This is a genomic window from Streptomyces sp. NPDC007896 (assembly GCF_042959425.1).
In the GTDB taxonomy this organism is placed as follows: domain Bacteria; phylum Actinomycetota; class Actinomycetes; order Streptomycetales; family Streptomycetaceae; genus Streptomyces.
In genome coordinates, this window is the sequence record NZ_JBIBKX010000016.1 from 184,409 (window position 1) to 196,491 (window position 12,083).

Sequence of the window (12,083 nt, forward strand, 5' to 3'; positions counted from 1 at the left end):
GGAGTGATGAGGGGTAAGCGAACGGCCCCGTCCCTGAGCTGGGACGGGGCCATGGTCAAAAGAAGTTGACCTACTGCGGGCCGAACGCGATCACCAGGTACTCCTTCTCGGATGCGCTGTACGGCTTGTGGGCGTAGATCCCGGACATGTACAGGTGACCCTTGCTGTAAAGGATCTCGGCGTAGTCCGGGAGCATGCTCGTCTCCGCGTCGTGGACCGACTCGGTCGCCGGGTTCTCCAGGAGCTTGGTCTCCTTGAAGGAGGTGCCGTCGATGCTCACGATCTGGCCGCCCTTGTCGTAGGGCGGCCGCTTGTACGCGAGGAGGTTGCCGCCGTCCATGCGCAGCGGGGAGATGTCGTAGCCGTCGCCCGCGTCCGCGCGCTGGCCGGTCTGCTTGCCGGTGGCCAGGTCGAAGGCGACGATCTCGTTGATCCGGCCGGACTGGCCGCCGTCGTGCTGCTCGGTCGGGATGTAGAGCTTGTCGTTGCCGACCACCAGTCTCGCGCAGCTCTCGATCCTGGTGATGCCGTCGCACTTGGCCGCGTACGTCTTGCCCGGCGCGGAGATCCTGGTGCGCAGCTGACCGGTCTTGTTGTCGATGGAGAAGAAGTCCGAGATGCCGCTGCCGTCACCGGCGGAGTCGCCGACGTCGGCGGCCACCACCAGCGGGTTCGTCGACACGACGCTCGCGTACTCGATGCCGGGCGACATCTTGTACTCCGAGATCACCTTCCCGGACGTCGGGTCGATGGTCTGGATGTGCAACTGCCGCGTACTGCCGTACTCGCCGCACTTGCGGACCGCGACCAGCTTGTCGCCGCCGCCGTACCCGGCGTCGTAGCAGCTGTCGGTGGGCTTCGGGACCCACAGCGCCTTGCCGGTGGAGATGTCGAACGCGGCGCCACCGTTGGTGCTGCCCACGGCGACGGTGTTCGCGCTGGTGGTGACGTTGTCGAGGCTGATCTTCTGGTCGCCGGACTTGACCGACTTCGTCCACAGCAGCTTGCCTGCGGCGAGGTCGAGGGCGGAGACCTCGCTGCAGCCGTGTGAGGCGTGCGCCTTGGTCGGCATGGCGGGCTCGTAGACGATCGCGGTGCGGCCGGAGTCGGAGGCGTGGCGGCTGGCCGCGCACACGGGGCCGGGGAGCTTGATCGTCCAGACCTTGGCGCCCGAGTCGGGGTCGTAGCCGTTGATCTCGGCGTTGCCGCTCTTGGCGTACACCTTGTCGGTGAGCCAGGAGCCGACGGTGGACACGCTGCTCTCGGCGGGCACGGCGGGCGCGGGGACCTGGAAGAGGACCTTGGAGCTGGTGTTGGCGGGGACCTTCTCCTTGCCGGTGGAACCGGTGGTCTTGTCGCCGCCCGAGCCGCCCTTGCCTCCGGTGCCGCCGCTCGTACCGGAGGAGTTGTTCTTGCTGTCGTCCTTGCCGGAGCTCGCGTACCAGACCCCGCCGCCGATGATCAGCGCGACGGCCGCGACGGCCGCCACGATGATGACCACCTGTCTGTTCGGCTTCCGCCCGCCGCCCCCGCCCTGGGGAACCTGGGGCTGCATCGGGTAGGTCGGCGGCTGCTGCGGATAGCCGTAGCCGTACGGGGGGCCCGGGGGGCCCGGGGGCTGGGCGGGCTGCTGGCCGGGGTAGCCGTAGCCCGGCTGGGCCGGGGGTCCCTGAGGAGGCCCCTGCGGGTAGCCGTAGCCGGGACCCTGCGGAGGCTGCGGGGCGCCGAAGCCACCGGGCGGCGGAGCCTGCGGCGCACCGAAGCCGCCCGGCGGCGGGTCCTGGGGGGCTCCGAAGCCACCCGGCGGAGGGTCCTGAGGCGCACCGAACCCACCCGGCGGAGGGTCCTGCGGGGCGCCGAAACCGCCCTGCGGGGGCTGGTTCGGCGGTGGTGGGGGCGGCGGCTGGCTCATGACGTGTCTACCTCGGATGCGAATGCGTTGGGGACGGAGATGCCGGAGACGAAGAAGGTGGCGAACGGGGCGAAGGTGGCGTGAGCGTGCGTCACTTGCCGTAGGCCAGCATCAACTTCTCCTTCGACTTGTCGTTGCCCGTCAGCCGGGTGGTGGAGATGTAGAAGCGCCCGTCCACGTAGTCGACCGCCTTCGAGAAGAAGCCGTTCTCGACCGACGCCGTGCCCTGCGGGTTCTGCAGCAGCTTGGTGGGCTTGTGGCCGCTTCCGGTCGTGGGGATCGACACGATCTGCCCACCGGCGTCGTACGACGGCTCGACGTACGCGATCAGCTGCGTCCCGTCCATCTTCAGCGGCAGCATCGACTCGGCGGCCGGGGACTTGACGCGCCACTTCTCCTTGCCGGTCGACAGGTCGAAGGCGACGATCTCGTTGGCGCCGCTCTTCGCCTCGGTCGGCAGATAGAGCGTGTTCGCGTCGGCGGCGGTGCCGAAGCAGCCCGTCAGATCGCGGTCGAGGATGGCGAAACCGCACTCGGGCCTGAAGGCGTCGCTGCTCTTGAGCTGTGAGCGGACGGCGCCGTTGTCCTTGAACGTGGTGACGTTGACCTTCTTCTGATCCTTGTTGGTCATGTAGATGACGACGGGATCGACGGAGTAGGTGCGCTCGACCGTCCAGCCCTTGGGGATCTTCGTGGTCCACTTGGCCTTGCCGGTGGCCGGGTCCAGCTCCTGCACCTCGTCGTGCTCGGTGTCGGTGGCGGCACCGCAGGAGGCGACGGACAGCAGCTTGGCGCCGCCCGCGAACGCGGCCGGGAAGCAGGCCTGGCCGTACTTCTTCTTGTCCCAGAGCTTCTTGCCGCTAGTGATGTCGTACGCCACGCCGGACTGCGAGCGGCCGACCATCAGCGTCTTGCCGGTGACCGACAGTTCGACGGTGAGCGTGCTGTCGAAGAGCGCTCCGTCGGCGACCTTGCCGCTCCAGCCCTTGGCACCGCTCTCGAGGTCTATCTGCTGGAGCTGGTTGCACTTGGCGTTGTCGCCGGCACCGCTCTTGTACGCCACGACGACCTTGTCGTCGGACGTCTTCTGCGGGGTGACCGCGCAGATCGGCTGCGGGAACGTGATCGGGTCCCAAGTGGGCTTGCCGTCGCCGACGTTGTACGCGAACACCTGCTTGTACGCGGCCTTCACCGCCGCCTTGTCGGTGATCCACAGGCCGGGGGCGTCGGCGCCGGAACCGGGCGCGTCGGGCGCCTGCTTGTACCAGAGCACCTTCGCCTCACCGGCCTGGCGGCCCGCGTTGAGGTTCTCGGGGTCCCCGCCACCGTTGCCGCCGCCGTCACCGGGGTTGACCGGATCGGCGGAGGAAGAGGCCTTCCCGCCCTTGCTGTCCTGGGCGACCGGCTTCTTGCCGTCGTCGCCGCCCCCGCCGCTGACGGCCCAGACGGTCCCGCCGACGACGAGCAGCGCGGCCACGGCGGCGCCGATGACCACGGCCGGGCGGCCCTTGAAGGGGTTCTTGGAACCACCGGGAGGAGGCGGAGGGGTGCCCGGGCCGCCGGGGCCGCCCGGGTACTGCGCCTGGCCCGGATAGCCATATCCGGACCCGTATCCGGGCTGCTGACCATATGCGGGCTGCTGACCGTACGCGGGCTGCTGTCCGTAGCCGGGCTGCTGTCCGTACGGGCCGGGCTGGGCGTACGGCCCCGGCTGCTGCGGCGGCTGTGCGTACGGGCCCGCCGGCTGCTGCGGCGGCTGCGCGTACGGGCCGGGCTGGGCGTAGGGCCCGGGCTGCTGCGGATATCCGTAACCGGGCGCCGGCGGACCGGCGGGCGGAGGGGGCGTGCCCTGGGGCGCGTTGGGGGGTGCGCCGAACCCGCCCTGCGCCGGTGCCGCCGGTGGAACCGGTGGCGTCGACGGCGTCGGTGGCTGGTCCTGCGGTGCTCCGAAGCCACCCTGCGGCGGCTCACTCGGCGGCTGACTCATCAGCGCGTTCCCCCTAGTTCACTGATGTGGCGCCCCACCGGCGACGCGGTCGGCGGCGCCGATTTCGCGCCACACCGGTGGTTCTCAGACTGTTCTCAGACGGACCTTTCTATCACTCTGGAGACCTCGAACAACGGGCCGGTACTCCCCCTGTTCCCAAGGGAGGACCGGCCCGTGATGCCCTCGTTACGCGCCTTCACGCCCCCTTCACGGGACGCGCGCGCCGCCTGCCAGAGGCTTACGCGTCTTCCGCGAGCTCCAGCCAGCGCAGCTCCAGTTCCTCGCGCTCACCGGTCAACTGACGCAGTTCGGCGTCGAGTTTGGCGACCTTCTCGAAGTCCGTGGCGTTGTCGGCGATTTGGGTGTGGAGCTTGCTCTCCTTCTCGGAGATCTTGTCGAGCTGACGCTCGATCTTCTGCAGCTCCTTCTTCGCGGCGCGGGCGTCGGCGGCGGAGGCGGCCCTGGCGGATGGCGCGGGCGCGGCGGCGAGTACGGCCGCCGCGGCGACCTCCTCCATGCGCTTGCGCCGCTCCAGGTACTCGTCGATCCCGCGCGGCAGCATCCGCAGGGTGCTGTCGCCGAGGAGCGCGAACACGTTGTCCGTCGTGCGCTCGATGAAGAACCGGTCGTGGGAGATCACGATCATCGAGCCGGGCCAGCCGTCGAGCAGGTCCTCCAGCTGGGTCAGCGTCTCGATGTCGAGGTCGTTGGTGGGCTCGTCGAGGAAGAGGACGTTGGGCTCGTCCATGAGCAGCCGCAGCAGCTGAAGCCGCCGCCGCTCACCACCGCTGAGGTCCCCGACGGGCGTCCACTGCTTCTCCTTGTTGAAGCCGAACGTCTCGCAGAGCTGCCCCGCGGTCAGCTCGCGCCCCGTGCCCAGGTCGACCCGGTCGCGGACGGCCTGCACGGCCTGCAGCACCCGCCAGGTCGGGTCGAGCTCGGCGACCTCCTGCGACAGATAGGCGAGCTTGACGGTCTTGCCGGTGCTGATCCGCCCGGCGACGGGCTGCGTCTCCCCCTCGCTGCGGGCGGCCTCGGCCATGGCTCGCAGAAGAGAGGTCTTGCCGGCTCCGTTCACACCCACGAGCCCGACCCGGTCGCCGGGCCCGAGCTGCCAGGTGAGGTGCTTGAGCAGGACCTTCGGGCCCGCCTGCACCGTCACATCCTCAAGATCGAAGACCGTCCTGCCCAGCCGTGAGCTGGCGAACTTCATCAGCTCGCTCTTGTCGCGGGGCGGCGGCACGTCCGCGATCAGCTCGTTGGCGGCCTCGACACGGAAGCGCGGCTTGGAGGTACGGGCGGGGGCGCCGCGCCGCAGCCAGGCCAGCTCCTTGCGCACCAGGTTCTGCCGCTTGACCTCCTCGGTGGCGGCGATGCGCTCACGCTCCGCGCGCGCGAAGACGTAGTCGGAGTACCCGCCCTCGTACTCGTACACCGCGCCCTTCTGCACGTCCCACATACGGGTGCAGACCTGGTCGAGGAACCACCGGTCGTGGGTCACGCACACCAGCGCCGACCGCCGCTCCCGCAGGTGCTGGGCGAGCCAGGCGATGCCCTCCACGTCCAGATGGTTGGTGGGCTCGTCGAGGATGATGAGGTCCTGCTCCTCGATGAGCAGCTTGGCGAGCGCGATACGGCGGCGCTCACCGCCGGAGAGCGGGCCGATCACCGTGTCGAGCCCCTGCGGGAACCCCGGCAGGTCAAGGCCGCCGAACAGTCCCGTCAGGACGTCCCTGATCTTGGCGTTGCCCGCCCACTCGTGGTCGGCGAGGTCGCGGATGACCTCGTGCCGGACGGTGGCGGCGGGGTCGAGGGAATCGTGCTGGGTCAGCACCCCCAGATGCAGCCCGCCGGAGTGCGTGACGCGGCCGGTGTCGGCCTCCTCCAGCTTGGCGAGCATGCGGATGAGGGTGGTCTTGCCGTCGCCGTTCCGCCCGACCACACCGATCCGGTCGCCCTCGCTGACGCCGAGGGAGACTCCGTCGAGCAGGGCACGGGTGCCGTACACCTTGCTGACGGACTCGACATTGACCAGGTTGACGGCCATTTCTCTCCTGAACAAGGGGGACGATCGACCCTCAAGGGTAGTCCGGCTCCCTCACCTCCCGAGCCACACGGGTGGGTCTGCGGCTGCGGGTGGCTCCCTCGGCTGCGGGTGGTGGGGGCCTGCGGCGCAGCCCCGGCCCCCAGGGGCGCGGGGCTGTGACACGTAGGCGGCTCCGCCGCGTGGGCGCGACCAGCCCCCACCGGCCCGCGGACAACGCACCGCACCACATACTTACGCGGCCGCAGGCCGCCCACGTCCCGCCCGCTCCACCAGCAGCCACCCCGCGAGCGTCATCGCCACGGCGACCGGAGCCGTCACCCGGACCGCGATCAGTACCGCCGTGCGCCCTTCCAGCAACCCGCCGAACCCGACCATGGAGAGCCCCAGCACCCCGAAGAGGCACAGCGTCACGCCGAGCGCGGCGGCCGGCCGCGCACCCGCGGACGGCGCCCCCGGCTCCCGTACGACCGCGGCAGCGGGCTGTTCGAACCTCCGGAACACGGTGACGAGCAGCGCCGTCACCACACCGGCCACCACCACCCGCACCGGCACCTGGGCCCACCACGCTCCCGTCGCGGGCTCCGGCAGCCGTACGCCGAGGGCCAGCAGCGCCCCGTACACACCGAGCATCGCGGTGAGGTGCCACAGGAAGGCCGTCATGGACACGCCGTTGGCCGCGACGACCGCACGCCACACCCGCGGCCGGCGCAGCCACCGCTGCGCGGCGCCCCGCAGCAACTCCACCCCGCCGACCAGCCACAGCCCGTGGCACAGCAGCGCGAAGGTGGGCGGCGCCATGTTGGAGATCTTCTCGCCGGGCATCCCGACCATGGACAGCGGATACGGCCCGTACGCCACCAGCAGCACCGCCCCGGCGAGCCCGGCGCCCGCGAGGAGGTAGGGACGTCCCAGCTTCCCGTCCGCGCGCAGGAAACCGAGCTGATGGACGGCGAGCCAGACGCACGCGAAGTTCAGGAACTCCACGTACGGCACACCGAACCCGAACCGCAGCACGTCCACGAGACCGGCCGCGGCGACGAGCCCGCCGAACGCGCCCCACCCGTACCGCTCGTGCAGCCGCAGCAGCGGCGGCGTGAAGGCCACCATCGCCAGGTAGATCCCTATGAACCACAGCGGCTGGGCGACGAGTCGTAGCGACACGTCCAGCAACCCGCCCTCCCTGCCCGCGAGTTGCAGAGCGAGCGCGAGCGCTCCCCACACGCCGATGAACACCACGGTCGGCCGCAGCAGCCGTTGCAACCGGGCGCGCAGGAAGACGGAGTAGAGAGCCTCTCCCTCGTTCTCCCCGGCCTTGCGTCGCAGCGAGCGGTACGACAGCGCGTGCGAGAAACCGCCGACGAAGAAGAAGACGGGCATCACCTGGAGGGCCCAGGTGAGCAGCTGGAGGCGGGGGTCCACGGCGAGCAGGTTCCCGACCTCGGCCCGTCCGTCGCCGCGCACCGACACGGCGGCCATCAGCCAGTGCCCGAGCACCACCGTGCCGAGCGAGGCGACCCGCAGCAGATCGACGTACTTGTCGCGCGAGACGGGTGTGGCCGCCGCGAGAGCGTGAGCGCTTGATGCCATACGAGAACGGTCGCGCCGTCCGCCGCTACGGCGTCAGCGCGCCCGTACTCACTTTGCCTCTGAGTACCGCGACCCCGAGACGCGCCTCTGAGTACCGGCGCCCGTGCGGGTCAGACGACCGTCGCGCCGGGGGCGGGGCCGTCGGTGACCCGTACCGTCCGGCAGGTGCCGGAGGCGCGCAGCGCGTCGGCGACCGCGCGCGCGGCCTCGGCGTCCGCCGCGAGGAAGGCCGTGGTCGGCCCCGAGCCGGAGACCAGGGCCGCGAGCGCACCGGCGTTCCGCCCCGCGGCGAGCGTGTCGGCGAGGGCCGGGAAGAGGGAGAGGGCGGCGGGCTGGAGGTCGTTGGAGACGGCGCGGGCGAGGGCCCCGGCGTCCCCCTTGGCCAGCGCGTCGAGCAGCTCCTGCGAGGCGACCGGCTCCGGGATCCGCACCCCCTCGTTCATCCGGTCGAACTCCCGGAAGACCGCCGGGGTCGACAGCCCGCGCTCGGCGATCGCGAAGACCCAGTGGAAGGTCCCGCCGACCTCGAGCGTCCGCAGCTGCTCACCCCGTCCGACGCCCAGCGCCGCCCCGCCCACCAGGCTGAACGGCACATCACTGCCCAACTCGGCGCAGATGTCGAGGAGTTCCTCGCGGGAGGCGTTCGTCCCCCACAGGGCGTCGCAGGCGAGCAGCGCCCCGGCACCGTCGGCGCTGCCGCCCGCCATACCGCCCGCGACGGGGATGTCCTTGGCGATGTGGAGGTGGACGGCTGGTTCGATGCCGTACCGGCGGGCGAGTTCGAGGGCCGCGCGGGCCGCCAGGTTCGTGGCGTCGAGGGGCACCTGGTCGGCGTCCGGGCCCTCACAGGTGATCCGCAGCTCGTCCGCCGGCACCACGGTGACCTCGTCGTACAGCCCTACGGCGAGGAAGACGTTGGCCAGGTCGTGGAAGCCGTCGGGACGGGCGGCGCCGACGGCGAGCTGGACGTTGACCTTGGCGGGGACGCGAACGGTCACGACGTCCGTGCCCGTGCCCGTCTTGGGCTCGGTCTTCGACTCCGTCACGGCTGAGCGCTCTCCTTGTTCTCCGCCTTGCTCTCGGCGTTCTCGGCGTTCTCGGCGTTCTCGGCGTTCTCGGCGTTCTCGGCGTTCTCGGCCTTGTTCTCGGCCTTGTTCTCGGCGATACGGGCGAACTCCTCCACCGTCAGCGACTCCCCGCGGGCCTGCGGTGAGACCCCGGCGGCGACGAGCGCGGCCTCGGCGGCGGCCGCGGAACCGGCCCACCCGGCGAGGGCGGCGCGCAGCGTCTTGCGCCGCTGGGCGAAGGCGGCGTCGACGACCGCGAAGACCTCGCGCTTGGAGGCCGTGGTCCTGATGGGCTCGGCGCGCCTGACGAGCGACACGAGGCCGCTGTCGACGTTCGGCGCGGGCCAGAAGACGTTCCGTCCGATGGAGCCGGCCCGCTTCACGTCGGCATACCAGTTGGCCTTGACGCTCGGCACGCCGTACACCTTCGAGCCGGGGTCCGCGGCGAGCCGGTCGGCGACCTCGGCCTGCACCATCACCAGCGTGCGCTCGATGGTCGGGAAGGTGCCGAGCATGTGCAGCAGCACGGGTACGGCGACGTTGTACGGGAGGTTCGCGACGAGGGCGGTGGGGGCGGGGCCGGGGAGCTCGTTCACGTGCATGGCGTCGGAGTGCACGAGTGCGAAGCGGTCGGCGCGGGCCGGCATACGGGCGGCGATGGTCGCCGGGAGCGCCCCCGCGAGTACGTCGTCGATCTCCACGGCGACGACCCGGTCGGCCGCCTCCAGCAGCGCGAGGGTCAGCGAGCCGAGGCCGGGGCCGACCTCGACGACCACGTCGTCGGCCCGTACGCCGGCGGTGCGCACGATGCGGCGCACGGTGTTGGCGTCGATCACGAAGTTCTGGCCGCGCTGCTTGGTGGGCCGCACACCGAGGGCACCCGCGAGCTCGCGGACGTCGGCGGGGCCCAGGAGGGCGTCGGGGGTGGGGCTGTTCACGCCCCAAGACTACGGGGGTGCGGGCCGCGCCCCGCAGGGGCGCGGGGCGTTGCGGGATATGCGGCTGCGCCGCGTGGGCGCGACCGGCCCCCACCGGGCCCGCGGCCGGAGAACCCGTCAGCCGTGCAGATGGGCTCCGCAGTGGGGCCACGGGCTCGCGCCCCGGCGGACGTACAGCTTCTTCGCCCGGCGGGTCTGCTCCGCGGCCGGCGCGTCCTGGGGCCGCCCGGACCCCCCGAGCGTGTGCCAGGTGTGGGTGTCGAACTGGTACAGGCCGCCGTAGGTGCCGGAGGGGTCCACGGCGCCGGGGCGACCGCCGGACTCGCACGCCGCGAGCCCGGACCAGTTCAGATGGTCCGCATCCTGCGCGAGATCGGGCCGCGGCTTCGTACCGACCCGCACCACCTGCCCCCGCGGCTCCCGCACCACCTCGTCCCCGACCCTCCGCGGCTTCTGTCTGACCCCGTTGACGGTCCGCAGCAGGTAGGTGACCCGCCGGGTCCCGGGTTCCCCGGCCCGGTCGACGGCCTCGGTGCCACGGAACAGCGAGGGGTCGTTCGTCCGTGTCGTACGGAAGGGGATCGCCTCCTCGCGGACCTCCTGGGTGCCGGTGATCCGCATGACGCTGACCGTCTGTCCGTCCCGGGGGAAGCTCCCCGACGGGACGGACGTCGTGTCCTCGCCGTGGAGGGTGATCCCGGCCTCCTCGACGGCCTCGCCGACGGTCGCCGCGTTCGTCCGGATCGTCCGCGCCCGCCCGTCCGCCATGATCGTCACCGTCCGCTCGGTGCGGACGTCGAGCGCGAGGCCCTCCCGGCCGATGCGCCGGGAGCGCGAGGTCGACAGGTACGCCCCCTCGGCGCGCACCCCGAGCTGCTGGAGCGCCCCGTCCACCGTGTGCGCCGTCGTCCACACCTCGTGCGGTTGTCCGTCGAGGGTGAGCCGCACGGGCCGCCCGTAGCGGACCGCGATCTCGTCGCCGCTGGTCAGCTCGGTGCCGAGGGCGGGCGCGACGACATCGTGCTCGCCGACGCGCACGCCCTCCTCGGCGAGGAGTCCGGTCACGTCGTCGGCGAAGGTGTGCAGCGTGCGCGCCTTCCCGTCGACGCTGAGCTCGATGGCCTTGTCGTTGGCGACGAAGGCGGAGGCGCCGCCGGCGAGGAAGGCGACGACCAGCGCCTGGGGCAGCAGCCGCCGCAGCGGGTCGGGACGCTCGGCGGCGCGCCGGCGCCGGGCGGCGCGCCGGGCAGCGGCCCGCCCGCCGGACCGGGGCTCCCCCTCGTCCGCCGGATCCCCGAACGCCCGCGTCTGCACCAACGTCGGCGTCTGCCGGGGCAGTATCGGCTCGGTCGGCGCCTGGGACGCCGCCAGTGCCTCGTACGCGGGCCGGTAGGTGTCCACGTAGCCGCCACGGTCCGGGCTTCCGGCACCGTACGAGAGCTGCTCGTAGCCCTCTCGGTCCTCGAACGACGTTCCAGTCGGGCCATACGTCTCGTACTGCGAGTTGGGCGACTTGGGCAAGTTGCTCACGACGACACGCTCCAGGAGTCCGGATCGGGCGACCAGAACCTAGCGGAGCGGCCGTCACTCTCCCAAGCAACGCGGCTACGCTGTGTCGCGACACTGCCCTGAGGTGCGACCCCGGAGAATGGCCGGAAGGGCTATCCCTCAGTAACCGAAGGCCCGCGCCGTGTTCGCGGAGAGCGCCGTCGCCAGCGTGTCCTCGTCGATGCCCCGCACGGCCGCCATGGCGCGCACCGTGACCGGAATGAGATAAGGCGCGTTAGGCCGTCCGCGGTACGGGGCGGGGGTCAGGAAGGGCGCGTCGGTCTCGACGAGGACGAGCTCCAGGGGGGCCACGGCCAGCGCGTCGCGCAGAGGCTGGGCGTTCTTGAAGGTCATGTTTCCGGCGAAGGACATGTAGTACCCGGCCTGGGCGCAGATTTCGGCCATCGCCGCGTCGCCGGAGTAGCAGTGGAAGACGGTCCGCTCGGGCGCGCCCTCCTCCTTCAGGACGCGCAGCACGTCGGCGTGCGCGTCGCGGTCGTGGATGACCAGGGCTTTTCCGTGCCGCTTGGCGATCTCTATGTGGGCGCGGAAGGAGCGCTCCTGGGCGGCCTTGCCTTCGGGGCCCGTACGGAAGTAGTCGAGCCCGGTCTCGCCGACGCCCTTGACCTGGGGAAGGGCGGCGAGGCGGTCGATCTCGGCGAGGGCCTCGTCCAGGGCGCCGTCACCACCGGGCCCCCGTGCGCCCTGCCGGGACCAGCCGTCGGGGTCGCCGTGCACGATACGGGGTGCCTCGTTGGGGTGCAGGGCGACGGTGGCGTGGACGGCCTCGTACGCGGCGGCGGTCTCGGCCGCCCAGCGGGAGCCCTTCAGGTCGCAGCCGACCTGGACGACCGTGGTCACGCCGACCGAGGCGGCCTTGGCGAGTCCTTCGTCGACGGTGCCGGACTGCATGTCGAGGTGGGTGTGCGAGTCGGCGACGGGGACGCGCAGCGGCTCGGGGAGCGGTGGCGCTTCGGTCTTGTCGGAGGGCATGCCT

General features: G+C 71.6%; 8 protein-coding genes. All 8 read right to left on the reverse strand.

The features are described from left to right. Positions 1–70: 70 nt before the first annotated feature. Entirely contained in the window at positions 71–1,912 is a 1,842-nt protein-coding gene (locus ACFZDJ_RS40685) for a PQQ-binding-like beta-propeller repeat protein (protein WP_391066691.1), read from the reverse strand. A 91-nt stretch (positions 1,913–2,003) separates the two neighbouring features. After that, entirely contained in the window at positions 2,004–3,899 is a 1,896-nt protein-coding gene (locus tag ACFZDJ_RS40690) for a PQQ-binding-like beta-propeller repeat protein (RefSeq protein ID WP_391066694.1), read from the reverse strand. Between the two features lie 238 nt (positions 3,900–4,137). Further along, positions 4,138–5,946: an ATP-binding cassette domain-containing protein gene (locus tag ACFZDJ_RS40695; RefSeq protein WP_390930205.1), complete on the reverse strand. Its 1,809-nt coding sequence runs from the start codon at positions 5,944–5,946 to the stop codon at positions 4,138–4,140. Between the two features lie 231 nt (positions 5,947–6,177). After that, positions 6,178–7,533: an acyltransferase family protein gene (locus ACFZDJ_RS40700; protein ID WP_391066697.1), complete on the reverse strand. Its 1,356-nt coding sequence runs from the start codon at positions 7,531–7,533 to the stop codon at positions 6,178–6,180. Positions 7,534–7,643: 110 nt separating this feature from the next. After that, positions 7,644–8,579 (reverse strand): 4-(cytidine 5'-diphospho)-2-C-methyl-D-erythritol kinase, encoded by a 936-nt coding sequence (locus ACFZDJ_RS40705; protein WP_390930208.1) that lies wholly within the window; start codon positions 8,577–8,579, stop codon positions 7,644–7,646. Then, positions 8,576–9,538 (reverse strand): 16S rRNA (adenine(1518)-N(6)/adenine(1519)-N(6))-dimethyltransferase RsmA, encoded by a 963-nt coding sequence (gene rsmA, locus ACFZDJ_RS40710; RefSeq protein WP_391066699.1) that lies wholly within the window; start codon positions 9,536–9,538, stop codon positions 8,576–8,578. The genes ACFZDJ_RS40705 and rsmA overlap by 4 nt, the downstream gene beginning before the upstream one ends. A gap of 117 nt (positions 9,539–9,655) precedes the next feature. Next, on the reverse strand, positions 9,656–11,068 hold the full coding sequence (locus tag ACFZDJ_RS40715) for a ubiquitin-like domain-containing protein (protein ID WP_391066701.1): 1,413 nt from the start codon (positions 11,066–11,068) through the stop codon (positions 9,656–9,658). A gap of 138 nt (positions 11,069–11,206) precedes the next feature. Beyond that, on the reverse strand, positions 11,207–12,079 hold the full coding sequence (locus tag ACFZDJ_RS40720) for a TatD family hydrolase (RefSeq protein ID WP_168509115.1): 873 nt from the start codon (positions 12,077–12,079) through the stop codon (positions 11,207–11,209). Between the last annotated feature and the right edge of the window lie 4 nt (positions 12,080–12,083).